The 25,548-nt window shown below is 58.7% G+C and carries 24 protein-coding genes; 7 read left to right on the top strand and 17 right to left on the bottom strand.

Annotated features, from left to right (window positions below; genetic code table 11):
- Window positions 1-44: 44 nt before the first annotated feature.
- Window positions 45-602 carry an elongation factor P gene (gene efp, locus RGU70_RS14380; RefSeq protein ID WP_322210084.1) on the top strand — a complete coding sequence of 186 codons (558 nt, stop codon included), beginning with the start codon at window positions 45-47 and terminating at the stop codon, window positions 600-602.
- Window positions 603-927: 325 nt separating this feature from the next.
- Here efp and cydX read toward each other — a convergent pair whose 3' ends face one another.
- From cydX to RGU70_RS14355, 5 genes are all read right to left on the bottom strand, one after another.
- Window positions 928-1,101, bottom strand: a complete 174-nt coding sequence (gene cydX / locus RGU70_RS14375; RefSeq protein WP_322210083.1) for a cytochrome bd-I oxidase subunit CydX — start codon at window positions 1,099-1,101, stop codon at window positions 928-930.
- A 92-nt stretch (window positions 1,102-1,193) separates the two neighbouring features.
- On the bottom strand, window positions 1,194-2,336 hold the full coding sequence (gene cydB, locus RGU70_RS14370) for a cytochrome d ubiquinol oxidase subunit II (protein ID WP_322210082.1): 1,143 nt from the start codon (window positions 2,334-2,336) through the stop codon (window positions 1,194-1,196).
- A 9-nt stretch (window positions 2,337-2,345) separates the two neighbouring features.
- Window positions 2,346-3,944: a cytochrome ubiquinol oxidase subunit I gene (locus RGU70_RS14365; RefSeq protein WP_322210081.1), complete on the bottom strand. Its 1,599-nt coding sequence runs from the start codon at window positions 3,942-3,944 to the stop codon at window positions 2,346-2,348.
- Window positions 3,931-4,197, bottom strand: coding sequence for a cytochrome oxidase putative small subunit CydP (cydP, locus tag RGU70_RS14360; RefSeq protein ID WP_322210080.1), 267 nt, complete (start codon window positions 4,195-4,197; stop codon window positions 3,931-3,933). The genes RGU70_RS14365 and cydP overlap by 14 nt, the downstream gene beginning before the upstream one ends.
- Before the next feature lie 3 nt (window positions 4,198-4,200).
- Entirely contained in the window at window positions 4,201-4,863 is a 663-nt protein-coding gene (locus tag RGU70_RS14355; RefSeq protein WP_322210810.1) for a GbsR/MarR family transcriptional regulator, read from the bottom strand.
- 426 nt (window positions 4,864-5,289) lie between these two features.
- On the opposite strand from RGU70_RS14355, the gene RGU70_RS14350 reads away from it, so the two are divergent.
- From RGU70_RS14350 to RGU70_RS14335, 4 genes are all read left to right on the top strand, one after another.
- Window positions 5,290-5,622 (top strand): hypothetical protein, encoded by a 333-nt coding sequence (locus RGU70_RS14350; RefSeq protein WP_322210079.1) that lies wholly within the window; start codon window positions 5,290-5,292, stop codon window positions 5,620-5,622.
- A gap of 422 nt (window positions 5,623-6,044) precedes the next feature.
- Window positions 6,045-6,575 carry a polymer-forming cytoskeletal protein gene (locus RGU70_RS14345; RefSeq protein ID WP_322210078.1) on the top strand — a complete coding sequence of 177 codons (531 nt, stop codon included), beginning with the start codon at window positions 6,045-6,047 and terminating at the stop codon, window positions 6,573-6,575.
- 219 nt (window positions 6,576-6,794) lie between these two features.
- Window positions 6,795-7,661, top strand: a complete 867-nt coding sequence (gene purU, locus RGU70_RS14340; protein ID WP_322210077.1) for a formyltetrahydrofolate deformylase — start codon at window positions 6,795-6,797, stop codon at window positions 7,659-7,661.
- Between the two features lie 301 nt (window positions 7,662-7,962).
- A complete protein-coding gene (locus RGU70_RS14335; RefSeq protein WP_322210076.1) occupies window positions 7,963-10,077 on the top strand; it encodes a hypothetical protein in 2,115 nt (704 codons plus the stop codon).
- Between the two features lie 39 nt (window positions 10,078-10,116).
- Here the strand turns inward: RGU70_RS14335 and RGU70_RS14330 are convergent, their stop codons facing one another.
- From RGU70_RS14330 to yjgA, 5 genes are all read right to left on the bottom strand, one after another.
- Window positions 10,117-12,537: a heavy metal translocating P-type ATPase gene (locus RGU70_RS14330; protein WP_322210075.1), complete on the bottom strand. Its 2,421-nt coding sequence runs from the start codon at window positions 12,535-12,537 to the stop codon at window positions 10,117-10,119.
- Between the two features lie 92 nt (window positions 12,538-12,629).
- The gene (locus RGU70_RS14325) at window positions 12,630-13,025 is read right to left on the bottom strand and encodes a hypothetical protein (protein WP_322210074.1); all 396 of its coding nucleotides are present in this window, start codon (window positions 13,023-13,025) and stop codon (window positions 12,630-12,632) included.
- Between the two features lie 74 nt (window positions 13,026-13,099).
- Window positions 13,100-13,792: a carboxylesterase gene (locus RGU70_RS14320; RefSeq protein ID WP_322210073.1), complete on the bottom strand. Its 693-nt coding sequence runs from the start codon at window positions 13,790-13,792 to the stop codon at window positions 13,100-13,102.
- A gap of 44 nt (window positions 13,793-13,836) precedes the next feature.
- Window positions 13,837-14,487, bottom strand: coding sequence for a molybdopterin adenylyltransferase (gene mog, locus RGU70_RS14315; RefSeq protein WP_322210809.1), 651 nt, complete (start codon window positions 14,485-14,487; stop codon window positions 13,837-13,839).
- Window positions 14,488-14,494: 7 nt separating this feature from the next.
- On the bottom strand, window positions 14,495-15,157 hold the full coding sequence (gene yjgA / locus RGU70_RS14310) for a ribosome biogenesis factor YjgA (protein WP_322210072.1): 663 nt from the start codon (window positions 15,155-15,157) through the stop codon (window positions 14,495-14,497).
- 71 nt (window positions 15,158-15,228) lie between these two features.
- Here yjgA and pmbA point away from each other — a divergent pair, with 71 nt between their 5' ends.
- Together pmbA and RGU70_RS14300 are read left to right on the top strand one after the other, a co-directional pair.
- Entirely contained in the window at window positions 15,229-16,593 is a 1,365-nt protein-coding gene (gene pmbA / locus RGU70_RS14305) for a metalloprotease PmbA (RefSeq protein WP_322210071.1), read from the top strand.
- A 102-nt stretch (window positions 16,594-16,695) separates the two neighbouring features.
- Window positions 16,696-18,291 (top strand): MFS transporter, encoded by a 1,596-nt coding sequence (locus RGU70_RS14300; RefSeq protein WP_322210070.1) that lies wholly within the window; start codon window positions 16,696-16,698, stop codon window positions 18,289-18,291.
- 27 nt (window positions 18,292-18,318) lie between these two features.
- On the opposite strand, the gene RGU70_RS14295 is transcribed toward RGU70_RS14300, so the two are convergent.
- From RGU70_RS14295 to RGU70_RS14265, 7 genes are all read right to left on the bottom strand, one after another.
- Complete coding sequence (locus tag RGU70_RS14295) at window positions 18,319-19,839, bottom strand: deoxyribodipyrimidine photo-lyase (protein ID WP_322210069.1); 1,521 nt, start codon at window positions 19,837-19,839, stop codon at window positions 18,319-18,321.
- 99 nt (window positions 19,840-19,938) lie between these two features.
- Window positions 19,939-20,394 carry a nuclear transport factor 2 family protein gene (locus RGU70_RS14290; RefSeq protein WP_322210068.1) on the bottom strand — a complete coding sequence of 152 codons (456 nt, stop codon included), beginning with the start codon at window positions 20,392-20,394 and terminating at the stop codon, window positions 19,939-19,941.
- Window positions 20,391-21,161: an SDR family NAD(P)-dependent oxidoreductase gene (locus RGU70_RS14285; RefSeq protein ID WP_322210067.1), complete on the bottom strand. Its 771-nt coding sequence runs from the start codon at window positions 21,159-21,161 to the stop codon at window positions 20,391-20,393. Before RGU70_RS14285 ends, RGU70_RS14290 begins: the two co-directional genes overlap by 4 nt.
- Before the next feature lie 89 nt (window positions 21,162-21,250).
- A complete protein-coding gene (locus RGU70_RS14280; RefSeq protein WP_322210066.1) occupies window positions 21,251-22,078 on the bottom strand; it encodes a hypothetical protein in 828 nt (275 codons plus the stop codon).
- A gap of 85 nt (window positions 22,079-22,163) precedes the next feature.
- Complete coding sequence (locus RGU70_RS14275) at window positions 22,164-23,414, bottom strand: cyclopropane-fatty-acyl-phospholipid synthase family protein (RefSeq protein ID WP_322210065.1); 1,251 nt, start codon at window positions 23,412-23,414, stop codon at window positions 22,164-22,166.
- Window positions 23,411-24,205 (bottom strand): DUF1365 domain-containing protein, encoded by a 795-nt coding sequence (locus RGU70_RS14270; RefSeq protein ID WP_322210064.1) that lies wholly within the window; start codon window positions 24,203-24,205, stop codon window positions 23,411-23,413. Before RGU70_RS14270 ends, RGU70_RS14275 begins: the two co-directional genes overlap by 4 nt.
- The gene (locus RGU70_RS14265; protein ID WP_322210063.1) at window positions 24,202-25,509 is read right to left on the bottom strand and encodes an NAD(P)/FAD-dependent oxidoreductase; all 1,308 of its coding nucleotides are present in this window, start codon (window positions 25,507-25,509) and stop codon (window positions 24,202-24,204) included. The genes RGU70_RS14270 and RGU70_RS14265 overlap by 4 nt, the downstream gene beginning before the upstream one ends.
- Window positions 25,510-25,548 lie beyond the last annotated feature (39 nt).

Genomic DNA, 25,548 nt, shown 5'->3' with positions numbered 1-25,548 from the left:
CTGCCGGCAAAATCCCGTTCATTTTTTATTACCGATTATTTATTATGAAAACCGCACAAGAAGTCCGCGTAGGAAACGTCATCATGGTCAGCGGAGAACCGATGGTCGTATTGAAAACCGAATACACCAAATCGGGCCGCAACGCCTCGATTACCAAGATGAAAATGAAGAACCTGCTGAACGGCGCTGCGCTGGAGACGGTTTTTCGCTCGGACGACAAGTTCGACGTCGTCGTGCTGGAAAAGAAGGAAGCGACTTACTCTTACTTCGCTGATCCGCTGTATGTTTTGATGGACGCCGATTACAACCAGTATGAAGTCGAAGCCGAAAACATGGGCGACGCACTGAACTACCTGCAAGACGGTATGCCTTGCGAAGTCGTGTTTTACAACGAAAAAGCGATTTCGGTCGAACTGCCAACCACCGTCGTGCGCGAAGTGATCTACACCGAGCCAGCCGTCAAGGGCGACACTTCAGGCAAAGTATTGAAGCCAGCCAAGACCGCGACCGGTTTCAATGTGCAAGTGCCACTGTTTGTTGAACAGGGCGACAAGATTGAAATCGATACCCGCACCGGCGAATACAAAAGCCGTAGCAAATAAAAAGTTGGAAAGGCCGGGATGATTTGAGTCCTGTCGCTGAAAAAGCCCCTCGCACAGTGGAACTGTTCGGGGGGCTTTTCACATCTGAGAGGGGCGCTGCTACTTTTTGATTCGGCGCTAAAAACGATCAGTACTGGAAAGGACAGGGGTTTGGGGCTGAGAAGTAGCGATTCCGCGCTTTGACACCATTGATCGGGTCTGCGCGGCACTCGGCGTGCGTCTGGTGGCGCAGGCTATCCACGGCTGACTGGATGCTCAAGATTTAAGAGGAGGAACTTATCCGCCCGCTGTTTTACAAGCGGACGGCCATGCCGCTCTCACGACCTTACGACCGGCCTGCGCTGCCTCGTTTTTCCTTATGCAAGGCGGCTTCGAAACGCTCGCGTGTCTGATCCTCGTCGCGCTGACCGAAGGCGTAATTGGCTTCCAGCCACATGACGTTGATGATGCCGAAGGCCAGTGCCAGACCCAGACCTAATATCCATGCGAAGTACCACATGTCTTGCTCCTTTTAAGATGTTGCGGGCTGCTTGCCGGGCTTAATTTCCAAGCTTAATTTCCAGCCGTAATTGCCAGCTGTCATTTCCCGTTCTAATAAGCGGTATGTTCATTCTCTGCAATGTGCTGCGCCGTGACTTTGCCGCGCATGATGCCGTACACCCAGCGGGTATACAACATGACGATAGGCATCATGATGACCACTACCCAGAACATGATGCCCAGGGTCTTATGGCTGGACACCGCATCCCAGGCCGTCAGGCTGCTGTTCGGTTGCAGCGAGGAGGGCATGATGAAGGGGAACATGGCGGCACCGGCCGTCAGGATGATGCCCGCTACCGACACACTGCTGCCCATGAACGCCAGCCGCGCCAGCCGCAGGTTGCTGCCGAGCATGCACAACAGCGCGCCGCCTATCGCCAGTATCGGCAAGGCCATGCTCAGCGGATAGCGCTGGTAATTATCGAACCAGGCACCGGTCGCCGTGGTGACCGTTTTTGCCACCGGCATGAAGGAAGTGGCGGCATCCGGCATGCTGACGATGCGGAAACCTTCAATGCCATAGCCTACCCATACGCCGCCTATGACCAGCAGCAGTATCGTGACTGACGCTGCGGCCATCGCTGCCTTGCGGGCGCGGACGGCGACCATGGCATCGGTCTTGGTTTGCAGGAAACTCGCCCCATGCATGAGCAGCATGGCAATACTGACCAGCCCGGCCAGCAAACCGAAAGGACTGAGCAGCGAAAAGAAACCGCCGGTATTTTCGACCCGCATCGTATCGTCGTAATGGAAGGGCAAGCCCAGCAGCAGATTACCGAACGCCACGCCGAAGATCAGCGCCGGTACCAGACCGCTGGCAAACAGCGCCCAGTCCCAGGCCGAACGCCAGCGCGGATCGGCAATCTTGCTGCGATAGTCGAATCCGACCGGGCGGAAAAACAGGGAAAACAGTAACAGCATCAGCGCCACATAAAACCCGGAAAACGCCGCGCCGTACAACAGCGGCCAGGCGGCAAAGGTGGCGGCGCCAGCCGTGACGAACCAGGTCTGATTGCCTTCCCAGACGGGACCGACGGTATTGATGATGATGCGTCGTTCCGTATCGTTTTTGCCGAGGAAGGGCAGGAGCATGCCGACACCGAAGTCGAAGCCGTCCGTCAGGGCGAATCCGATCAACAGGAAGCCGACGAATCCCCACCAGATGATTTTCAGCGTTTCATAATCGAAGATCATGGTTTTTCCTTAGTGTCCGGTAGAAGGGGAGGTAGCGTTGGGCAGGGCCTTGGGTTCGCTTTGTTCAAAGTGATATTTGCCGGTATGCAGGCTGCTTGGGCCTAGTCGCGCATATTTGATCATCAGCGTCATTTCGATCACCAGCAGCAGCGTATAGAAGCCCACCAGCCCGATCAGGCTGAAATACAGATTGGACGCCGGCAAAGTCGAGGCCGAAAGATGCGTCGGCAGAATGCCCGAGATAGTCCACGGCTGACGGCCATATTCGGCCACTATCCAGCCGAGTTCGGCGGCGATCCAGGGCAAGGGAATGCTGAACGCGGCCAGACGCAGTAGCCAGCGGCGTTGCGCCAGTTGCTTGCGAATCAGGAAATAAAACGACAGCGAAAAAATGAACAGGAACAGGATGCCCAGCCCGACCATCAGGCGGAAGGACCAGAACAGCGGGGCCACTTTCGGGATAGTGTCGTTGACGGCCATGGTGATTTGTTCCGGCGTGGCGTCGATGACGGTCGGGGTATATTTTTTCAGCAGCAGACCAAAACCGAGGTCTTTCTTGTGCAGGTCGAATGCCGCGTGCGCCGCCGGCGAACGGTCGCCCGACTTCAGTCGCGTCAGTGCGGCATAGGCCAGCATGCCGTTGCGGATGCGCACTTCATGTTGCTGTTTCAGTTCCTTGATGCCGACCACCTGGGTATCGGTGGAACGGGTGGCGATCAGGCCCAGCGCATAGGGAATATGAACCGCGTAATCGGTGCGCTGTTCCTTGTCGTTGGGCAGGCCGAACAGCGTCAGGCTGGCCGGTGCCGGACGGGTTTCCCATTCGGCTTCGATGGCGGCCAGTTTGACCTTGTTGACTTCACCGGCGGTGTAGCCCGATTCATCTCCCAGCACAATCACCGACAGAGTTGAGGCCAGACCGAAGCCCGCTGCCACCGCGAACGAACGCAAGGCGAAGGGGGTGTCGCGCGCTTTGAGCAGATAGTAGGCGGAAATGCCCAGCACGAACATGGAGGCCGTGACGTAACCGGCTGCCACGGTATGCACGAACTTGACCTGCGCGACCGGATTGAAGATCACCTCCGTCATGCTGACCAGTTCCATGCGCATGGTTTCGTAATTGAATTCGGCACCGACCGGATTATTCATCCAGCCGTTGGCGATCAATATCCATAGCGCCGACAGGCTGGAGCCCAGCGCCACCAGAAACGTCACCAGGAAATGCTGCACGCGGGAGAGGCGATCCCAGCCGAAAAAGAATAAGCCGACAAAGGTCGATTCGAGGAAGAAGGCGGCCATGCCTTCGATTGCCAGCGGCGTGCCGAAGATATCGCCGACGTAGTGCGAGTAATACGACCAGTTGGTGCCGAACTGGAATTCCAGCGTCAGACCGGTGGCGACGCCCATGGCGAAGTTGATACCGAACAGCTTGCCCCAGAAGCGGGTCATGTCCTTGTAAATCGGGCTGCCGGTCATGACGTAGACCGCCTCCATGATGACCAGCATCCACGACAGCCCGAGCGTCAGCGGTACGAATAGGAAGTGATAAAGCGCGGTGATGGCAAATTGCAGTCGGGACAAATTGACGACTTCATCAATGGGAATCATGCTTGACCTCGGGTGAAAGGTGGTGGGGTACGGAGACGGCTGGAGTCGGTGCTTCGTTGAGGAAATGCTGCTCGACTAAATCGGTCGGCATGCGCATTTTTTTGGCTTGCGGTTCGGAAAAAAAGGTGCGGGCCAGCAGGGTCAGCAGGGTGATCTTGACGATCAGGATGAGCGTAATTTCCAGCCAAAGCGGTAATTTTGTATAACCCCTGTAGGCAGAGAAAAGAGATTGCAGGCGAGACCGCAGTCGCATGATTTACTCCTTGTTGCGAACCACAATGGCAGTGGATCGTACGTCGCCGCCTTTTGATTCCACCCCGGGTGTGTCGGCGTCGGCGTCGGTATCGGTATCGGTATCGGCTTCAGTCGCTTCGTCGTCAGCAGATTTTTTGCTGCCGCTAAAACGGAATTTATCGCGTACATCGAGCAGCTTCTTGATCTTGGAGCCCATCTTCATGAGCGACGTCAGCGTATCGGGCGAGAGTCTTTGCACGTCGTCGAACCAGGAGCTGGATAGCTCGATGAGGTCGTACATTTCGCGCAGGCGCTGCTGTGCTTCTTTATCTTGCGGCGTGACCGGTGTATCGAGCAGCGCATCGCGCAGCATGGAGAGCGTCGGTTCGATTTCTCGCCGCCGCCGTTCTTCCAGCAGCGCCTTGAAAATGTCCCAGATATCTTTCGGTGGCTCGAAATATTCGCGGCGGTCGCCCGGTTGATGCAGCAACTTGACCAGTCGCCAGGATTGCAACTCCTTGAGGCCCATGCTGACGTTGGAACGCGAAAAGCCTAAATATTCGGCGATTTCATCGGCGTTGAGGGGGCGGCCCAGCACGTACAGCAAGGCATACATTTGTCCGACGGTGCGGTTGATGCCCCAGCGGCTGCCCATTTCCCCGAAGTGGGAGATGAAGCGTTGCATCAATGGTGTGAGAATAAGCGAGTCGTTCATGATTGTTTGAAATTTCAGTAATTACTGAAATGTAATGTATTTCAGTAACATTTGCAATGAGGATGTCAGGCTGAAGTGGTGTTGGTGCATTGCCGGGGAGAGGTACAGTGGCAACTGATGTCATCAGGATAGCGCGGTGTATTCTGTGTATTCGGTGCGATTGCGGAGCCGGTTGCATCACATTTAAGCTGAGGTGGGGTTCTTTCGCTTCGGTTATTGCGGATATTGTTGGTCATTTCATCTGCATGACCCCAGGATTGCGCATCGAAGGTGTTTTTTTACCTGCATTTGGTGAAATCGAATGAATTTTGTAATTAATTAAGTCACTTCATCCATGAAAAACCTATTTCCTTAGCGTCCATGCTAGGATTTCGCCCTGTTATGCAAAGGAGCGACATGTTTGAGTTTTCAAAATGGGCGGATGGGTCGATCACGCGTGTGTTTCGGGGTTTTGACTGGCAGGTAGCAAGCAGAGGCACGTTGAAGTTTCAAAAACGCATTCTGATTAACGGTATTGCCAGCGGCCGCAGCAGCCGCGAATTTCTGGTGACCATTGAGTCCGAAGTGTTGGCGGAACTTGCCGCTTCCAGCACGCTGCGTCAGATCGAGGCCGGCAAGGTGGTGACAGAGTGGCTGCAGGCGCAGCTGGAGAGCCAGGAACTCGGTGATTCGAGCGACCCGCCATTGCGCCTTTCCGTCGACGCTGAGATCGCTGCGCCACGCGGCTGATTGATCTCCTCCATTCCGGCAGCGGCATCGCGCCGCCTTGCCTTCGTATTCCTCCGTCGTCCTGCGTAGTCCTTTGACTGACTCCCATTTCTGACACCTCCGTATTCGGCCTCCTACGCCCGGGTAGTCCGACTATTGGCAGGGGAAATTGTTACAACTTCTAGATGAACTTTAGGGGAACAGCTGGGCCGAACTGTCCGTAACTGTAGCGCGCCACAGGTTTTTTTTTGCTGGTGCATCCCCTCATCGCAACGCCGCACATCCTCGCGCCTTTCTTCGATTTACACGCATATCGCTTCATTGCGGCTGGATGTCCGCCATTTCATTTCTCTTGCCGAAAGCAGCGTTGCCCAGATTCAGCGCCGCTGCTACTTTCCATTTTTAGTCCGCCATCAGGCGGCAATCCTCTTCAGGAGAACTCCATGCTTCGTCCAGAAACACTTTTTGGAAAACGCCAAACCCCCGCACCCAATTCGCCTTTCAATGCCACCAATAATCTGGCCGTTGCCCCTGCTGCGGCTGCCGGGCAAAAACCTGCTGCCGCGACGAGTCCGGCCAAAGCGCCGCCGGTATCGCCGCACGGAAGTACCAATGAAACGGGCAGCAAGCTCATCGTGGGACCGAATATCAAACTGCGTGGTGTTGAAATCAATGATTGCGACACGCTGGTCGTCGAGGGGCGCGTAGAAGCCACGATGGATTCGCGCGTCATCCAGATCGCTGAACATGGGTCTTTCAAAGGTTCTGCTGAAATCGATCTGGCCGAAATTCACGGCGATTTCGATGGCGACCTGACCGTGCGTGAGAAGCTGGTCATTTATTCCAGCGGCAAGGTCACCGGGAAAATCCGCTATGGCAAGCTGGTGATAGAAGAGGGTGGGCAGCTTTCAGGCGATGTGCAGGTGGCGACTGCCGACGTACACAAGGAAAGCCCCCGCGCCGAGGTCGCCTGAGAGAAACTCTGAGCTTAACCTCTGATTAAGCTACTGCTCGGCGCAATTCTAGAAATTACGCGCTGAGAAGCAGCAGCGGCAGGGGCGTGTCAGCGGTGAGCGTGCGACAATAGCGCTTTCGCCCGCACGCGTCGGGCAGACGGTCGCGTTTTCGCGCCTTCTCTGCCGGCCTCGCGGGTTTCTGCGGCTTGTGCGCTGCTTACCTGCTACCGACTGACCATGACGCACCCCGAACATATTCTTACCCTGTCTTGCCTCGATCAACGCGGGATTGTCCACCGCGTTTCTGGATTTTTGGCCGACCACGGCTGCAACATCATCGATTCTGCCCAGTTCGGCGACGCCCAATCGGCGACGTTTTTCATGCGCGTGCATTTCGCGGCAGAAGATGCGGCCGGACTAGCTTCTCTGCATGCCGATTTCGACGCCCTGGCCGCGACCATGCACATGCAGTGGGAGTTGCACGACGCCGCTAAAAAACCGCGCTTATTGCTGATGGTGTCGAAGATCGGGCATTGCCTCAACGATTTGCTGTTTCGCTACAAAAGTGGCTTGCTGCCGGTGGAAATTCCTGCGATTGTTTCCAATCATCCCGATTTTTATCAGCTCGCTGCCAGTTACAACATTCCGTTTCATCATTTTCCGCTGGCAGTCGGCGCTTCTGCCGCCGACAAGCAGGAGCAGGAACGGCGCATTCTGGAACTCGTCGATACCAGTCAGATTGATCTGGTGGTGCTGGCCCGTTACATGCAGGTCTTGTCGCCGGCCATGTGCGAATCGCTCAAGGGCCGCGCCATCAATATCCATCACTCTTTCCTGCCCAGCTTCAAGGGTGCCAAGCCCTACTACCAGGCGCATGAGCGGGGCGTCAAACTTATCGGTGCCACGGCCCATTTCGTCACCGGCGATCTGGATGAGGGTCCGATCATCGAGCAAGGCGTCGAACGCGTCGACCATTCGATGGGGCCAGACCGACTGACTGCCATCGGACGCGATATTGAATCCGTCGTGCTGGCGCGGGCGGTCAAATGGTTTATCGAACATCGTATTCTGCTCAACGGACACAAGACCGTCGTGTTCAGTTAGCGGCGGTGATCTGCGCAGTCAGGTGCGGGTGCCTGTAAATCGAATTAATCAAGGGGTGCTCCACGATAGTGGGCCGCCCCTTTTTTTATCTCATCGAGGAGCCGGCTGGCGACTGTTTCCTCTGAAGCGCAAGATCCTCACCCTGTCTCACCACCCGTCATCGCCCCAAGTTAAGATAAAAATCCGGTCGGATCATATAGCTTTTATTTCTGTATTTCAGAATACTGCTCGGTTTGAGTTGACGCTTGTGTGGACATCACGCATCGCTACCCATGACTTGCTGCGCGCCGCTGAAAACTGAATGATTTTCGCCAATGCCGACTCCATCGCCGACTCCAACGCCGACTCCATCGCCGACTCCAACGCCGACTCCATCGCCGACTCCAACGCCGACTCCATTGATTCGTCACTATTCAGAAAGCAACTTATGTCCGACATCACCCTGAAACGCTCCTTTTTTCATCCGCAAACCTACAAGGTGCAGAGTTCCACTAAAAAGCATGCCCTTGCCGCTCCTTTCGACGTGGCTTACCGCAGTTTGCGCACCATCGACGGCATAGACGATTTCACCTCGCTGCTGGGACAACTCCTGCCGCAGCTTGGGGAAGCCATCGCCTCTCTGACTGTGCTGGGTGTGGCGATTCCCTTTGTCGGCGTGGGCAGCAAGGGCGCCATCGATGAATCCATGGAGCGATTTCGGGATGATTATCCTGCGCTGCTGCGGGAGCTGTACCGCCAGCAAGGCGATATTCTTTCTCAGCTCGAACGTGAAGGCAGGTCGTCGCTGGAACTGGCCGACATCAAGGACTTGTTCCAACAGGCCGGCAAACTTCTCAAGGACAGCGGCAATGACCAGGCGACGCCTGCAGAGCATTCTGATCAGCCGGAGCTGAGTCTCAGACAAAGACTGGCGCAATCCTGGCCGATAGGCAGACCTTCGTTCCATCAATTGTCGTCCGATTTTTTCAAGCGCAGTTCTGGTGTTGCGGGCCGCAGCGCCAGTCCGGCGCTGATACATAAACTCGGCCGTTACGCCTTGAGCGAGAATCGCCGCCAGATTGAACGCACAGACCGCAATTTCAGCGTTGCCGGAGCCAGTGGAATGACCGGGATGACGGCTGGCATGGCAGTGGCCGCAGGCGGCGGAATTGCGGGGATCGTGACCGATGTCGCACCGGAGGCGGTTGCCGTCGGCGCAGCGGTCGCCGGCGAGGTGCTCTCGACCGTCGCGGGCGCAGTATTCCTTCCGGCCCAGATCGCCATGGCGGCCTACGGCGCATCGAAACTGCATACCGGCCTGATCCGGGAGCAGATGCTCGATCAGGATACGCATGTGCTGGGATGCGTGCAGGACGTTATCGGTAAAGAAGCCTATGTTTCGGTCAGAGAAGGGCTACTGCGTGAACGGTATTACAACAAACATCATTCGATCAGCTACGGCGCACTGACGGTAACGGGACAAAGCCTGATGGCGGCGGGCAATATCGCCAATTTTTCTGGCGCTGGCGTACCGGTCGGTGTGGCCTTGTCGGCAGTGGGTGCGCCGCTGACGGTGGCCGGCGCCATCGAGCGTGCCGTGTATGAAAGCAAGGAGCGAAAGTTTGTCGGTGAGGACGTTTCCGCGTCCTCAAGGCAATGGGCGAAACAGCATAATAACGATACGGTAGTGAACACAGTCGGCATGCAAGGTGCAATTTTTGAAGCCAAGGAACGCTACCTGGATGCGCGAGACGAGTTGGTTCTCGCCAAACTGCATGGCCTCATCTTGCGCGCGGCGGCAAAGGAGAACCGGGCGGGCGCTATCTACGACCATGTACTCGGTTTGCTCAGGGCGCGGGGGCTCTCTGCCCTGCGCACCGGTTTGCTCAGGAGCGACCTTATCCGGATGGAAAAACTCTTCTTGTCGGAATATCCCCGTGAGTTCTTTACGGGCAGCACCGCCGAGGTGCGGGAAAAATTATTGACGAGGATGCTCAATACGGATCTGGGGCAGGAGCTGGCACTGTCCGACGCCATACAACAAAAAGTGGTGGAGGGTTCCGTCAAAGATTTGCAGCATGTCGATAATGAGCGGATCAAACGCTACTTCCGCATCCCGGCCGGTCAGAATTCACGTGTGCTGAGCCGCGCCCATTTTTATGCCTGTGTGCAAAGTCAGCCGGAGGCCAGGGAGGCTTACCATGCGCGACTGGCCGCCGCACTGGCCAAGCAAATGAAGACCGACTCCAAATTTTTGCGCCGCGCCGCTTCGCATCATCTGCTCGATCTGATTCATGGCGTACGCAGTATCGCCATCCATAAAGCCTGGGTGGAGCAATTGCCGCCCGTGAGTCCCATGAATCAGGCAATGCCTGCAACAATATCCGCAGCGGCCACTGCGCCGCAGCTGACTGGTACCCGAGTCATTTGGGTTTGATCTTGTCCTCACCATGCGCCATGCGGAGGCGCATGGAGCTTATTGCTTTTCTTTCCTCTTCGAAGCAGGCCGCCAGCGGCGCAGCAGCAAGGCATTGCTCACGACGCTGACGCTGCTCAGAGCCATGGCCGCACCGGCAATCATCGGATTGAGCAGGCCGGAAACCGCCAGTGGTATGCCCACCAGATTGTAGATAAACGCCCAGAACAGGTTTTGCCGGATTTTTCCGTAAGTGCGTCGCGAGATATCAATCGCATCCGCCACCAGACCCGGATCGCCGCGCATGAGCGTGATGCCGGCTGCCTGCATGGCCACATCAGTGCCGCTGGCCATGGCGATGCCGATATCGGCCGCCGCGAGTGCCGGGGCATCGTTAATGCCATCACCGACCATACCAACGACTTTCCCTTCGGCGCGCAAAGCGCTGATGGCATTAGCCTTATCGTCGGGCAGCATTCCCGACCGGTAACTGTTGATGCCCAGCGCTGTGGCGATTTTGGCTGCGCTACCTGCATTGTCGCCGGTGTACATGACGGTGCTGATTCCCAATGCCTGTAGTTGCGCTACCGCCGCCGCCGCTCCTGATTTGACGGTATCGCTGAAAGCGAGCCAGCCAACCGTTTCCACTGAGCCCTCAGCGTTTTTTCGTGCCAGCCAGGACAGGGTATTGCCCTGCGTTTCCAGTATGTCTGCCTGCGCTTGCAAGGACGCGCAATCGGCGCCCAGTTCCTGCATCCAGCGCGCACTGCCCAGAAAGTAAGTGCGCCCCTGCCACTCGCCTTGCACGCCGCGTCCCGCCACAGTCTGCCCGCCGGTCGACGAGGCTTCCTGTGCGCTGGTGTTGGTTGAATTTGAGGTTGGCAATGCTTGCGTTGGTGCCGAATCCGCAGTCGTATGGATTGCCGCATGGCGTGTTGCATCATTTGCTACATCACTTGCGGTATCCCGCGTTGCATCCCGCGCCGCGTCCAGCACTGCCTGCGCCAGCGGATGGGTGCTATAGCGTTGCAGCGCGGCGGCGGCATTGAGCAGGGCTGTTTTGTCGCCATTGGACGCATGCAAGGCGCTAAGCTGCGGCCGGCCTTCTGTCAGCGTGCCGGTTTTGTCGAAGGCCACGGTATCTATTCTGTGCGCGTTTTCCAGCGCCTCGGCATCCTTGACCAGAATGCCGTGCCGCGCTGCCACGCCGGTACCGGCCATGATCGCCGTCGGCGTCGCCAGACCCAGCGCGCAGGGACAGGCGATGACCAGCACGGCGACGGCGTGCAACAGCGCCTGCGGCCAGTCGCCGCCGAGCAGACCCCAGCCGAGTAGCGTGGCAACGGCGATCAGCAGCACGATCGGCACGAAGACGGCGCTGACACGGTCGACCAGCCGCTGTACCGGCGCTTTGACGGCCTGCGCCTGTTCGACCATGCGAATGATGTGCGCCAGCATGGTTTCGGCACCGATAGCCGCCGTGGCGATCAGCAGACTCCCTTCGCCATTCATGGCCCCGGCGCTCACGCGTGAACCGGGGTCTTTGACCACCGGCAGGCTTTCGCCGGTCAATAGCGATTCGTCGACATGGCTGCTGCCTTCCTTGACTGCGCCATCGACCGGGATGCGTTCGCCCGGCAGTACCAGAACCAGATCGCCTACCACCAGCGCTGACAGTGGCACTTGGCGGTCGGTGCCGTTACGACGCACGGTAGCGTGTGCGGGACGCAGCGCATTGAGCGCACGCAAGGCCTCGGTGGTTTGTCGTTTGGCGCGGCTTTCCAGCCATTTTCCCAGCAGTACCAGAGTGATGACGGTGGCGGAGGCTTCGAAATACAGCGGCGCGGCGTGCATCAGTCCCTTACCCATCGCTGTCGTCATCGTTGTCATCGATCCGGCCGCTTGCGGTAGCCACCATTCGTAGAGCGACAAGCCGTAAGCGGCGCTGGTACCGAGTGCGATCAGCAAATCCATATTGCCGCTACGCGCTTTAATTGCTGCCCAGCCGCCGCGATAAAAGCGCGCGCCCAGCCAGAATTGCACCGGCGTTGCCAGCAGCCATTGCCAGAACGGCGGTAATTGCCAGGCGACACCGAAGGGCAGCAGCAACATCGGCAGCAGCAGGGGCGCACTGAGCAAAGCGCTGAGCGCGACCGGCCACCATACCGGCAGGCTGGTGATCGCTTCCGGTGCGAGCGGTGGCGCATCCGGTTCGAGTAGCTGGGCGTGATAGCCGGCGGCCTGGACGGCCGCCAGCAGTATGGCCGTGCTGGGGCCGGTATCGGCTTCGGCGTTGACGCTCAGCGTGGCTTTTTCGGTGGCCAGATTGACCGAGGCGGTATAGACGCCGGGGACTTTGGCGAGCGCTTTTTCAACGCGGGCAACGCAGGAGGCGCAGGACATACCTTCAATTTGCAAGGTGATGTCGTGTAGCGCCTCGGTTGATCTTGCCGTGTTGGGGGCGGCAGCGGTGGCAGGCATGGGGTCTCCTGAGTGAGTCAAGCTGATTCATGTTCAATGGCCCAGCTTACCACCCTAGGCTGCGTCGCTACCCTTTGCCATCGGTCTTGCTTCTATGCGGACGGCTGCCTTGATACGGTGTGGGCGTTGTCCGCGCTGCTTGTCGCTATCGGCACAGGCTCGGTTTTCATGCGTGTTTTTGCACGCGATTCTTGCGCCGGCGAAGGCGAGGTGTTTATCGTTCGAGCAGAAAGAGAGGCGGAGCGGCTGCTCGTGCCGGCTTTGTGACGCCGCCGACCGCTTGCCGGCGACGCTAGCCATTCCGAGGTGTCGATAGGTACGGAGAGGGAGGTGATATGGGCGCGAATCAGGGTGCTGACCAGCAGGGATTCCCGCACGGTCTGGCGTCGTTTTGTTTTTGGTGTGGCAGGCGGAGCGGGGGTGTCGGTGCCATGAGGGGCGATACGGGGCGTATTGCGAAAGGTACTGCCAGCGGGAATGCGGTCCATGGAAAACTCTGAGAAGTAGTGAAGGGAGCAATTTGACCGGGCAAGCCGGTGAAATTGTTCCCTGTTCTGCCGACTTAGTTTCCTGCGGAGGGGGCCGATGGCAGTACCTGTTGCAACCAGTGGCCGATGTCGCTCACTTCCTCCGGGCATACCGAGTGCGGCATCGGATAGGTGCGCCAGTCGATCTGGTAGCCCAGCCCGGTCAGCACATCACGCGATTGTTCTGCGCGGATGGGGGCGACGACACCGTCGGCATTGCCATGCGCCATCAAAATAGGCGTGTGCTGGTTGGCGGGGTTGCGTTCGGCCGCGATCAGGCTGCGTAAAGGCAGGTAGCCGGACAGGCAGAGCAGACCGGCCAGTTTGTGCGGATAGCGCAGTCCGGTGTGCAGCGTCATTGCGCAGCCTTGCGAAAAACCGGCGAGGACAATGCGTTCGGCCGGAATGCCACGGGCGATTTCGCGGGCAATCAGTTGTTCGATGGCGTGTTGCGAGGCGCGCAGTCCGGTTTCGTCTTCATTGACCACCAGGGAGGGCGCGACGATGTCGTACCAGGCGCGCATCACATAGCCGCCGTTAATCGTGACCGGCATGGTCGGCGCGGTAGGAAAAATGAAACGGATAGGCGCGCAGCCGTCCAGATCAAGTTCCTTGACGATGGGGACGAAGTCGCCGCCGTCAGCGCCCAGACCATGCAGCCAGATGACGGCCGCAGTGGGGTTGGCGGCACTTTCAAGTTCGATGGTTTCCAGCAGAGGTGTTGTCATGGCGGTGTCGATTCGAGAAGGGTCGTTCGGATTGGCAAGAGGCGCTAGGCCGGGCGGCGCGCAGACTTGGGACGGAAGGCCTGACAAACGGCGTCATCGGTTTCGCTATACGGGCCGCCGATCAGGTCGATGCAGTAGGGAACGGCCGCGAAAATACCGGGAACCCGGACGCTGCCGTCGGCGTTGCGCAGGCCTTCCAGCGTTTCCCGTATCGATTTGGGCTGACCCGGGAGATTCATGATGAGTGCGGCATGCAGGGAGACCTCGGCCGGCATTTCGCGAATCACCGCGACCTGACGCGACAGGATGGCGGTCGGCACGAATTGCAGGCTGATCTGGCGCATTTGCTCGCCGAAACCGGGCATTTCGCGGGTGCCTACTGCCAGCGTGGCTTCCGGCGTCACGTCACGTCGCGCCGGGCCGGTGCCGCCGGTAGTCAGTACCAGATGGCAGCCGACCACGTCGACCAGCTCAATCAGCGCGGCTTCGATGTCGGTGCGGGTGTCGGGAACGAGTCGGGTATGGGCGCGCCAGGGGGTGCGCAGCGCGCCTGTCAGCCATTCCTGCAAGGCGGGAATGCCCTGATCCTGATACACGCCGCCGGAGGCGCGGTCGGAAACCGAGACCAGACCGATGCGCAGGGTATCGGCCGTGTCGTGGCTGGCATCGACGCTGACTTCGTCACCGCTGTGCATGGCAGACTCAGACGCCGTCGTGCTCGTCGTGGCCATCGTGCTTGTAGTGTTCGTCGTCACCGTCGTCCATGCCGTCATCGATGTCGGCATCGTCTTCGCCGTCATGGTCGTGATCGCGCTTGGTTTTGCCGCCAGCCTGCAATTGCTTGAGGATCTGGAAAATTTCGCGGTAAGCCTTGGGCGGCTTGTTTTCCGCTTGTTCCTTGCGGGCGTTGCGGATGAGCGTGCGCAATTGCTGTGCGTCGAGTTGCGGATACAGACCCAGCAGCTTGGTCAGTTCGGCATCATCTTTCAGCAATTTTTCGCGACGGCGTTCCAGCGCGTGCATGGCGGCAGTGTCGGCTTTCGACAGGCCGCGCCAGCTATCGAGCGTGCGCTGGATAGCGGCGAGTTCTTCTTCGTTGAGCGTGCGCATTTTTTTGCCGACATACTGCATTTGCCGGCGGCGGCCTTCGTGATCCTTGATTTGCTGGCATTCAAGGATGGCGTCGCGCACATCTTCTGGCATAGGGACGCGTTTGACGCGGTCGCGGGATTCCGCGACGAGCTCTGCGCCCAGTTTCTGGAGCGCGGTCATATCGCGTTTAAGTTGCGATTTGGAAGGGCGGTCGTACTCTTGCTCGAATTCGTTGGATTGAAAGCCGCAAGATCCGCGATTGGGATTTGGCATGGGGGATGTGAGAGAAAGCTAAACGACTGCTATGATAACCCTTTTGCCACCCATTCCTTAGAAACAGGCACATGAACGATAGCGTATTCATCCATAGTCAAGACCAATTACAACAGTTAGCCCACGATCTGCTGCGTTTTGCGCGCGAAAAAGGGGCTTCCGACGCGGTGGTCGATATCAGCGAAGGCAGCGGCCTGTCGGTCGCCGTGCGCAAGGGCAGTATCGAGACCATAGAGCAAAACAAGGATAAAGGGATAGGCATTACCGTCTATCTGGGCGAAGGTCGCAATGTGCGGCGCGGCAATGCCAGCACCTCGGATTTTTCGCAGCAGGCCATGCGCGATACGGTCGAGGCCGCCTGGAACATCGCCCGCTTTACCGCCATCGACGATTGCGCCGGTTTGCCGGACGCCGACCAGATGGAAAGCAATCCGCCCGATTTGAAGCTCTGCACGCCGTGGCAGATTTCCGCTGCCGAGGCGGTGGAGCTGGCGCAGCGCTGCGAGGCAGCGGCATTTGCAGTCGACAAGCGCATCACCAATAGCGAGGGTGCCAGCATTTACGCGCAGCAATCGCATTTCGTGACGGCCAATTCGCGCGGCTTCATGGCCGGATATCCGTTTTCACGGCATTCAATTTCGGTCGCGCCGATTGCCGGCAAGGGCGGCAATATGCAGCGCGACGATTGGTATTCGTCCAGCCGCGATCCGGCCAAACTGGCCGCGCCGGAAGCCATCGGTCGTTACGCCGCAGAACGTGCGCTGGCCCGCTTGAATGCCCGCAAACTGAGTACGCGCCGTTGCCCGGTGCTGTTCGAAGCGCCGCTGGCAGCGGGTTTGCTGGGCGCTTTCGTGCAGGCGGTATCGGGCGGTTCGCTCTATCGCAAATCCAGCTTCTTGCTCGACTCGCTGCATCAGCAGGTGCTGCCTTCGCATGTGCAGATCGTGGAAGACCCGCATGTCGTGGGCGCGGTCGGTTCCGCTCCTTTCGACGAAGAAGGTGTCAGGACGCATCGCCGTCAGGTGGTGATCGACGGGGTGGTGCAGGGTTATTTCCTGTCGACCTATTCGGCGCGCAAGCTGGGCATGGAAACCACCGGCAATGCAGGCGGTTCGCACAATTTGTCGATGACTTCCAGCCTGACCAAGCGGGGCGATCATTTCAGCGGCATGCTGAAAAAAATGGGTACGGGTCTGCTGGTGACCGAACTGATGGGGCAGGGCGTCAATTACGTGACCGGCGATTATTCACGCGGCGCGTCCGGCTACTGGGTCGAAAATGGCGTGATTCAGTATCCGGTCGAGGAAATCACGATCGCCGGCAACATGAAAGAGATGTTGCGGCAGATCGTGGCCATCGGCAACGATACGCTGGTGCGCGGTACCAAGCAGGTCGGTTCCATCTTGCTGGAAAGCATGATGGTTGCCGGCGACTGAGTGACACATTCATTGACGAGGCACTGATTGACGACGTATTGATTTAAAGCGTTTTATCCCGGACGGCGTCTAGAGGCGCAGTCCGGGCAACACGGATACCCGATGGCACTCCATACCGACGCTGCACATTCCAGCGGGCAAATTCTTCCCTTTCGCGAATCCTTACTGGCCACACTGGGCATATGCTTCGTCATCATGCTGGTGGCGCTCGATCAGACCGTGGTCGGCACCGCCTTACCGACCATCGTGGCGGAGCTGAAGGGCTTTGATTTATATGCTTGGGTCGCCACCTCGTATTTACTGACCTCGGTCATTACGGTGCCGATCTTCGGCCGGCTGGGCGATTATTTCGGGCGCAAGCCTTTCCTGGTCGCTTCCATCGTGGTGTTCAGTGGCGCGTCGGCGCTGTGCGGACTGGCCGACAGCATGCTGTTTCTGGTGCTGGCGCGTGGTCTGCAAGGCATCGGCGGCGGCATGCTGGTCGGCACTGCCTTTGCCAGCGTCGCCGATTTGTTTCCCGATACCCGCTTGCGCTTGCGCTGGCAAATTCTGCTCAGTACTGCCTTCGGCATTGCGACCTCGGTCGGCCCGTCGCTGGGCGGCATACTGACCCAGTCCTTGGGCTGGCGCTGGGTGTTTTACGTCAATTTGCCGATTGGTGTCCTGTCGCTGTTTTTCGTCTGGCGCTATGTGCCGCATATTCGCCACACCGCATCCGATGCCAAAATCCGTCTCGACTGGCCCGGCGCCTTGCTCATTACCATCGCGCTCGGCAGCTTGCAGTTGCTGGTCGAACTCTTGCCAAAACACGGTCTGAGCGGCGACATGCTGCTTCTGTTGGTCATAGCAGTCGGTGCTTCTTTTGCCTTGTGGAAATGGGAGCAGCACGCTTCGCAGCCGCTGTTGCCGTTCGAGATGCTGCGTGATCCGGCCTTGTCCAGCCTGTTCTTGATTTCCATCATGGCCGGCTTCGTCATGTTTTCGATTTTGCTCTATACCCCCTTGCTGTTTCAGGGGGGATTTACCCTTTCCCCGCGTGACGCCGGATTGCTGATTACACCGCTGGTGGCCTGCATCACCGTGGCCAGTATCGTCAATGGCCGCATCATTACCCGTTTGCGCAATCCGCTGATCATGCTTTATCTGGGCTTTGTCCTGATTGCGCTGTGCTGCCTCGGGCTGGTGCTGACGCAGCGCGCAACTTCCGCGACCTTCATGCTGGTGGTGATGCTGATCGGTGGCCTCGGATTAGGCTTCATTTTGCCGAACCTGACGGTCTTTGCGCAGCAGTCGGCGCGGCGCGAACATCTCGGTATTGCCACGGCCTTGCTGCAATCTTTGCGCATGATCGGCGGCATGCTCGGCACGGCGCTGACCGGTACGCTGGTCAATCAAATGTATGCCAACGGCGTCGAGCGGGCGCTGGAAAACGATCACGCCGGACGTTGGCGTGCGGAGTTCAGCGACCCAGAAATTCTGGTCAACCACGATGTGCAATCGGCCTTGCTGAGTCAGATGATGCAGGCCGGACACGATGGCTCGGCCCTGCTGTCGGCAGCGCGGGATGCGCTGGTGGATGCGATCCACATGGGCATTGCGATGGCCATTCTGGCAGCGGTGCTGGGCTTCTGGCTGGTGCGTCGTGTGCCGCCTATCCGTTTTCTTACGGTGACGGAAGAACCGGCCACGCCGGAATAAAGCGGCGGCCGGGTTCGTTCAATTTCCTTAATCCAGGTCATTCTCCGCGACGACCGCCGGAGTTTTGACCACAGCGTAACGCTCCAGCGTGCGCTTTCTGGCGACATCGTGCTGCACCAGCGGCAAGGGATAGTTGGCCGCGTCTCCCTCTCCTAATCGCACTCCCGCCTGTTGCAGCTCTTGCGCTGTCGCCAGCCACGGCGCATGGATACGGCGATCGGATAGTTTGCTCAGTTGCGGCAAATACAGGCGGATGAATTTCCCTTCCGCATCGAATTTTTCGGACTGTGTGATGGGATTGAAAATGCGGAAATACGGTTGCGCATCGCAGCCGGAGGACGCCGCCCATTGCCAGCCGCCGTTATTGGCCGAGAGGTCGAAATCATTCAATTGCTGCGCGAAATAACGTTCGCCCCATTGCCATGAAATGCCGAGATCCTTGATCAGGAAACAGGCCGTCACCATGCGCAGCCGGTTGTGCATGTAGCCGGTGCGGTTCAGTTGCAGCATGGCGGCATCGACCAGCGGATAGCCGGTACGCCCCTCGCACCAGGCCTGCAAGAGTGCGTGCGCTTCGCTACCGTCTTCCCAGCGAATGGCCTCATAGGCGGGCTTGAAGGCGCGTTCCGTAACGCGGGGATGGTGGTGCAGGATCATGAAATAAAAATCCCGCCAGATCAGTTCCGACAGCCATACCGGTGCGCCACGCGCGCCTTCGCCGCTGTGCATGCGTTGCAGCGCGGCGCGCGCCAGCGAGCGTATCGACAGCGTACCGAAGCGCAAATGCACCGACAGATACGATGGCCCCTTGCGTGCCGGAAAGTCCCGGGTATCGCCGTAGCCGCTCATGCGTGGCAGGAAATCTTCCAGCAAGCTCTGCGCGCCCGACATGCCGGTCGGTATCGGCAGTTGCGCCAGATTGCTAGGCTCAAAGCCGAGCTGTGCCAGCGGGGGAATGCTGTCGGCGTATTTTTTCGGCAGAGGGGCCAGCGCCGCCAGATGCTTCTCTACCGGATAGGGCTTGAGGTAGTAATCGCCATCGGCCGCCGCCAGCTTGTTCATCCAGGCGTTTTTATACGGGGTGAATACCGAGAAAGGCGTGTTGGATTGGGTCAGGACTTCGCTTTTTTCAAAGACCACCTGATCCTTGCTGCTGACCAGTTGCTTGCCGGTGGACTTCAGCGCTTCCGCAATATGACGGTCGCGGGTCAGCGCTTGCGGTTCGTAATCGTGATTGACGAAGACGGCGGACACGCCCAGTTCCTCTGCCAGCGCCGGAATATCCGTCACGGCAGCGGCATGCCGAACGATTAACCCGCCGCCTGCCGCGCGTAAGGCGGCATCGAGCTCGGTGATGCTGGCATGGATGAAATCGACGCGACGGTCGCTGGCCGATCCGGCGTCGAGCAGCGGTTGCAGGATGTCGGTATCGAAGACGAAGGCGCAGTAGACGCGCTCACTCTGGCGCAGGGCGTAATACAAGGCGGCGTGATCGTCGATGCGTAAATCACGGCGGAACCAGACCAGTGAGGAGTTAAATTTTTTCAAGGCATGTGCCGGATAAGGTGAAGTTGGAAAAATACGCCGCGCCTATGCGCGCATAGGCGCATCCATTGCGCTGTGGCAGCGGCATCAGAGGGTCTTGGTTTATTTGCGCGCAACGCGTTTCAGCACCCGCATCAAACTGCCGAGCAGAGGCAGTTTTTCATACAGTTCCTCTGCGGCATCCCAGTAATCGCGATGGACGCAGACTTTGCCCTCGGCATCGAAGCGGAAGTGGGTCGCGCCGTGGATGCACTGTTCTTCGGTAGCAAAACGCGGCATGTAAAAACGGAAATCCCAGGTCAGGAACAGTTGCTCGTCTTGCGCCGTGCTGCTGAGGATGACAAAGCGCGGCTCTTTGACCTGCACGAACATGTGGGCGAACAGTTGTTTGATCGCGGCGATGCCGCGCACTTCATTGAAGGGATCTTTGAAGCGGGCATCGGCAGCGTAAATGTCGCCGATGTGTTCCACCTTGTCGAGGCTGAGCGTTTCAAAAAAATCGATCAGCGCGGCAATCGGGTAATCCGGCGCGACGACGGGGGAAGTGGAATGCCTCATAAGCCGGTCGCCTTGTGGATCAGCGCAAAATACAGCCGGTAGGGCAGCAGGCGCAGCAAGCGGAACCAGAGCGTGAGCTTTTTAGGGAAATGGATCAGGAATTGACGACCTTGTAGTTGACGCAGCATTTCTGCCGCTGCTTCCGGGGCCGTCATCAACGCCGGCATGGGGAAGTCGTTGCCGGCGGTCAGCGGGGTATCGACAAAGCCGGGCGTGATTTGATACACGCCTATGCCGCGTGGCCGCAGATCGAGGTAAAGCGATTCGCTCAGATTAATCAGCGCCGCTTTGCTCGGGCCGTAGGCCATTGCTTTCGGCAGACCGCGATAGCCGGCGATGGAGGCGACGATGCCGATGGCGCCATGCCCTTGTTGCAGCAGTGTGGGCAGGAGCGCGTCCAGACAGCGAAAAACACCGTTGACGTTGATGTCGATCAGGTTTTCCGCAACGGCAAGATCGAAGCTGTCGGCGCGCATTTCGGTGTAGGTGCCGGCCACCATCAGGACCAGATCGATTCCTTGCCACTGTTGCAGGATCAGATCGCGGGCGGAGGCAATGCTGGCCGGGTCGCGCACATCGAGCGCAGCGGTCAGGCTGTTGGTATGACCTGCGGCGACGCGTTCCAGCTTGTCCTGGCTGCGCGCCGACAAGGCGACGCGAGCGCCCATGGCGAGTAGCAAACGGGCGGTTTCCGCACCGATGCCGGTGGAGGCGCCGATGACCCAGACGCGACAATCGGGCCAGGCGGGTAAGGGGGGATTCATCATGTGTTATCCATCAGTCTTGGTGGTGGGGAGGGCTGTTTGCCGCGCTTGCTCCGATTTTTTAAATGGCATCGGGCAAGCGGCGGCGCACATCAATAGGGAGACGATCGGCCGGTTTTGCCGGGGAGGGTGAGCTGTCGCGTAATCCGCCGGGGATGGATGTCGAGGGACTGCTCTGCATGCGACGATAAGCGGTTTGCCGACGACGCAGAACGAAACACGTAGGGCTGCGGCAGCGGCGGTTGCTCAAGCGGAATCGGGCGCGCCATTCTGAGATCCATCAGGCTGGTCCTGGCACTTTGCACGTCGCTTTTCTTTTGTGAATCGAGTGAGGTCAGTGAGATGGAGATCGGGACGGCATACAGCGCCGTATGGCATTTCGAACACAAGCCCCTCATGGCGCGTAATTCGGGGGTGGAAACATAGGGCATGTGCGGGCTGGTTCCCACCGACACCATCAGTTTTGCGGGTTCGGTTTGCGTCGCCACAGTGACGACGGAAAAGGCGGGCAGCGGCGGCCGCTTGGTCAGGTGTGTTTTTTTGGCGGGAACAAAAATCCACGCCGGATCGTTGCGCCTGATTTTCAGCGCGCTCTGTCCCAGGGGAGGTGGTGCTGACGCGCTCGATGTTCTGTCGCTGGCAACAGCGGTGGCAGAGTCGATTACGCGTCTGCCCGAGGCTCTTACCAATGCCGCCACGTTCCTGAACCAGGTACTGAACAGTGGCCGTCTGCGGTGAGAAGCAGCCTGCGGCGTGACGGTACTGCGACGAAAAGACGGCGAAGCCAGATCGGCGGTGTTGCCGACCCGGTAGATGAGCCGGGTTAATTCCGGGCTTCCCTTGGTCTTGTTATAGGCATCCTCGGTGTACATGCGTTTTGGCGCATGACGGAACAGGGTGGGCGATGATGAGGTTTGCATGCGTTTCTCCTTCACTTTTGATCAGAGCTTTTTGTACTGATGAAAGCTCAGTGCCGGCTTTCATGAAACGCTTTTTTTTACTGAATCAGATTTTTTGCAGAGTGAATTGCATCACATCGATACTCCCGGCGCGGAAACCCGCTTCGCAATACGCCAGATAAAACTCCCAGGTATGGACGAAGCGCTGGTCGAAGCCCTGCGTGCCGATTTCGTCGAGCTGGGCGTTGAAGCTGCGTCGCCACAGCGCGAGCGTATCGGCGTAGCTGAGGCCGAAGGGGTGGGCGTCGACCACCTTCAGACCGTGGCGTTGCGCCTGTTCGCAGAAGGCTGATGGCGAAGGCAGCATGCCGCCGGGGAAAATGTACTGCTGGATAAAATCCGTTCCCTTGCGATAGCGCTGGAACAGCGGGTCAGCGATCACAATGGACTGGATGCAGGCACGGCCCTGCGGCTTGAGGTTGCGGGCGATGCACTGGAAGTAGGCCGGCCAATATTGTTCGCCGACGGCTTCAAACATTTCGATGGAGGCAATGCCATCGAATTGACCGTGTACGTCGCGATAGTCCTTGAGTTGCAGATCGGACAGCGCACCCAGTCCGGCATGCGTCATGCGCTGGTTGGCAAAGTGCAGTTGTTCCGACGACAGCGTCAGACCCGTCACCTTCGCGCCTTGCGCGCGCGCGGCCACTTCCGCAAAACCGCCCCAACCGCAGCCGATTTCCAGGATGCTGGCACCGTCCTCGACTTGCAACTGACTCAGGATGCGGCGATATTTCTCGGTTTGCGCCTGTTCCAGCGTTTGCTCCGGCGCGCCGCTGAACAGCGCGCTCGAATACGTCATGGAAGGGTCTAGCCAGAGCTTGTAGAAGTCGTTGCCGATATCGTAGTGGGCGTGGATATTTTTGCGGCTGCCGCTGCGGGAATTGCGCTGGAAGCCGTGTTTTATCCGGTAAAACAGATTGCCCCACCAGGTGCCGTAAATCGCGGATTCGACTTTTTCCCGGTTGTGGACGAACAATTCGATCAGCGCCGGCAGATTGTCGCTGCTCCACGAGCCGGTGATGTAGGTTTCCGCAAAACCGATGTCGCCCGATTTCAAGGCCGCATTGCAGACGTCCCAGTTTTTCAGAACGATGCTGATGGGTGTGCTGTGATCGCCGAACAGGGCGGTCTGGCCATCCGGCATCACCATCCTCAGCGCGCCGTGTTCCAGCTTGCGCAACATTTGCAGGATCAGTTTGACCTGCGATGGAAAACCGTCGGTATGGAGCGGGGTGTGGTGCGTGATGTCAAGCGCTAACGGTGCTGCCAGCGTGGCTTGGGAAGGAGTAGTCATCGGGTCACCTTACTTGCGGGAGGAATCGGTTTGCGGAAAAAGGGCACGCGCTTGCGCCAGAGCTTCAGGGCTTGCCAGTGGATACGGAACATGACGCCGAAGCTCATCAGCGGATAAGCGAAAAAGGCGCGCAGCAGCCGACGTTCGTTCACCGGGTAGGCGCGGCCGGACAGGCTGGTGTGCAGCAGCTCGCCCTCGTCGTCGTCGTAGTCGATGCGGGCGACGTGGCGTGGGGCATCGTCCTGAGGGTCTTGATCGGAAGTCTGTAAAAAACGGAAACGGTAGCGACCTTCGACTTTGAAAAACGGCGAGACGTGAAAGATTTTCTCGGTCTGCAATTCCTCGCCCCAGGCCAGTGTCGCCGGGTCTTCCAGCAGATAGCAGTGGCGTTCGCCAAAGGTATTGCTGACGGCGCACAGAACGGCGCGCAGCGCGCCATCACTGCGGTGGCAAAACCAGAACGAGACCGGATTGAAGACGTAGCCCAGCACGCGCGGAAAAGTTTGCAGCCAGATTTCGCCGTCGGCATCGGTGATGCCTTCGCGTTGCAGCAGGCCGTCTATCCATTCCAGCGGCGTTTGCACGCCGTCGCCGTAGTCGCGGTCGTGAAAGGAGAGCAGGTTGAAGCGATTGCGCGAGAGCAGGCGGCTGCCAAAATCGTTCTGGCCGAGCGCGCGCAGGGGGAGCCGCAGGTAATACACGCCATAGTTGAAGGCATGCTGCACCGGGCGCAGCCGCGTGTGGCGCACCTGACCGAAGCAAATCAGAGGACGGGCGGAGGAGCTGCTCATGCAGCGTCTTGCTGTTGCTGTTCTGAGCTGCGTTCCGCAATCGCGGTGGCGACGGTGAGCCCGGATTTGAGTCCGTCTTCGTGGAAGCCATAGCCGGTCCATGCGCCGGCGAACCAGACGCCTTGCTGTCCCTGGATGCTGCCTAGCTGCTTCTGCGCCTGTGTCGCGGCGAGGTCGAATACCGGGTGCGCGTAGTCGAAGCTGTTGATAATTTTCGATCGATCGATAGGGCTGACCGGATTGAGCGACACGATGACCGGGGTCTTGAACGGCAGCGGCTGTAATTGATTGATCAGGTAGTGCACGCACACTTGCGGCTCGGCACCCTTGCTGTCGAGGCTTTCGTAATTCCAGGCCGACCAGGTTTTTTTCCTCAGCGGCAGCACGCTGGCGTCGGTGTGCAGGACGGCGCGATTGGGCTGGTAGCGGATCGCTGCCAGTAGCTGGCGTTCATGGTCGTTGGCGTCGGTCAGCAGTTCCAGTGCCTGATCGCTATGACAAGCCAGTACCACCTCGTCGAACAGGTAGACGTCCTCGTCGGTACGCAGGGCGACTTTGACGTCGCCGTTGATGGTGGTGCGCAAGAGAGAGCGGACGGGCGTGTTGAGGTGGCGGTCGGGGATGCCGTCCAGCAATTTGTCGACATAGTGACGCGAGCCGCCCTTGACGGTGTACCAGCGCGGCCGGTCAGTCACTTGCAGCAAGCCGTGGTTGTGGCAAAAACGGACGAAGGTAGCGATAGGGAAATCGAGCATTTGCTGCGTCGGACACGACCAGATGCAGCCGGCCATAGGCAGCAGGTACCAGTTGCTGAATTCGACACTGTAGCGATGGCGTTGCAGGAAGTCGCCTAACGATAGTGTGGAATCGTCGGAGGCCGGGTCACTCGCCAGTGCGGTGGCTTGGCGGTTGAAGCGCAGGATGTCGCGCAGCATGCGCAGAAAGCGGGGACTCAACAGGTTACGCCGCTGGGCGAAGACGGCGTCAAGGCTGGCACCGGCCCATTCCAGTGGACGATGGCTGTTGCCAACGGCTGCTTTGACGGAAAACGACATGTCGGTGGCCACCGTTTCCACGTCCAGTTGCTGGAACAGTTGCACCAGTTGCGGGTAAGTCTGGTGGTTGAACACCAGAAAACCGGTATCGACACCGTAAGTCATTCCCTCCAGGCTGACGTCTACCGTGTGGCTATGGCCGCCAAAGTAATCGTTGGCTTCGAACAGGGTGACGTGGCGGCCGCTTTGCGCCAGCCGCCACGCGCAGGCCAGGCCTGCGATGCCGGAGCCAATGACTGCAATTTTCATGAAACATCCTTCTTCTTGTTTTGATGTGACCGGCGCGGT

Origin of the sequence: Herbaspirillum sp. RTI4 (assembly GCF_034313965.1) — a bacterium.
Lineage (GTDB): Bacteria > Pseudomonadota > Gammaproteobacteria > Burkholderiales > Burkholderiaceae_D > Herbaspirillum.
The sequence above is the reverse complement of the archived record's forward strand: the minus strand, read 5'-3'. Positions and strand labels throughout refer to the sequence as shown.

Excerpts from the sequence above, each read along its gene's own strand:
- RGU70_RS14300 (WP_322210070.1), top strand. The coding sequence starts at position 16,696 with ATGGCACTCCATACCGACGCTGCACATTCCAGCGGGCAAATTCTTCCC.
- cydP (WP_322210080.1), bottom strand. The coding sequence starts at position 4,197 with ATGCGACTGCGGTCTCGCCTGCAATCTCTTTTCTCTGCCTACAGGGGT.
- RGU70_RS14280 (WP_322210066.1), bottom strand. The coding sequence starts at position 22,078 with ATGCAAACCTCATCATCGCCCACCCTGTTCCGTCATGCGCCAAAACGC.
- cydX (WP_322210083.1), bottom strand. The coding sequence starts at position 1,101 with ATGTGGTACTTCGCATGGATATTAGGTCTGGGTCTGGCACTGGCCTTC.
- RGU70_RS14335 (WP_322210076.1), top strand. The coding sequence starts at position 7,963 with ATGATTTTCGCCAATGCCGACTCCATCGCCGACTCCAACGCCGACTCC.
- RGU70_RS14330 (WP_322210075.1), bottom strand. The coding sequence starts at position 12,537 with ATGCCTGCCACCGCTGCCGCCCCCAACACGGCAAGATCAACCGAGGCG.
- RGU70_RS14350 (WP_322210079.1), top strand. The coding sequence starts at position 5,290 with ATGTTTGAGTTTTCAAAATGGGCGGATGGGTCGATCACGCGTGTGTTT.
- RGU70_RS14290 (WP_322210068.1), bottom strand. The coding sequence starts at position 20,394 with ATGAGGCATTCCACTTCCCCCGTCGTCGCGCCGGATTACCCGATTGCC.
- cydB (WP_322210082.1), bottom strand. The coding sequence starts at position 2,336 with ATGATCTTCGATTATGAAACGCTGAAAATCATCTGGTGGGGATTCGTC.
- pmbA (WP_322210071.1), top strand. The coding sequence starts at position 15,229 with ATGAACGATAGCGTATTCATCCATAGTCAAGACCAATTACAACAGTTA.
- RGU70_RS14265 (WP_322210063.1), bottom strand. The coding sequence starts at position 25,509 with ATGAAAATTGCAGTCATTGGCTCCGGCATCGCAGGCCTGGCCTGCGCG.
- RGU70_RS14345 (WP_322210078.1), top strand. The coding sequence starts at position 6,045 with ATGCTTCGTCCAGAAACACTTTTTGGAAAACGCCAAACCCCCGCACCC.
- RGU70_RS14285 (WP_322210067.1), bottom strand. The coding sequence starts at position 21,161 with ATGATGAATCCCCCCTTACCCGCCTGGCCCGATTGTCGCGTCTGGGTC.
- mog (WP_322210809.1), bottom strand. The coding sequence starts at position 14,487 with ATGCACAGCGGTGACGAAGTCAGCGTCGATGCCAGCCACGACACGGCC.
- RGU70_RS14365 (WP_322210081.1), bottom strand. The coding sequence starts at position 3,944 with ATGATTCCCATTGATGAAGTCGTCAATTTGTCCCGACTGCAATTTGCC.
- RGU70_RS14320 (WP_322210073.1), bottom strand. The coding sequence starts at position 13,792 with ATGACAACACCTCTGCTGGAAACCATCGAACTTGAAAGTGCCGCCAAC.
- efp (WP_322210084.1), top strand. The coding sequence starts at position 45 with ATGAAAACCGCACAAGAAGTCCGCGTAGGAAACGTCATCATGGTCAGC.
- purU (WP_322210077.1), top strand. The coding sequence starts at position 6,795 with ATGACGCACCCCGAACATATTCTTACCCTGTCTTGCCTCGATCAACGC.
- RGU70_RS14325 (WP_322210074.1), bottom strand. The coding sequence starts at position 13,025 with ATGGACCGCATTCCCGCTGGCAGTACCTTTCGCAATACGCCCCGTATC.
- RGU70_RS14355 (WP_322210810.1), bottom strand. The coding sequence starts at position 4,863 with ATGCAACGCTTCATCTCCCACTTCGGGGAAATGGGCAGCCGCTGGGGC.
- RGU70_RS14270 (WP_322210064.1), bottom strand. The coding sequence starts at position 24,205 with ATGAGCAGCTCCTCCGCCCGTCCTCTGATTTGCTTCGGTCAGGTGCGC.
- RGU70_RS14275 (WP_322210065.1), bottom strand. The coding sequence starts at position 23,414 with ATGACTACTCCTTCCCAAGCCACGCTGGCAGCACCGTTAGCGCTTGAC.
- yjgA (WP_322210072.1), bottom strand. The coding sequence starts at position 15,157 with ATGCCAAATCCCAATCGCGGATCTTGCGGCTTTCAATCCAACGAATTC.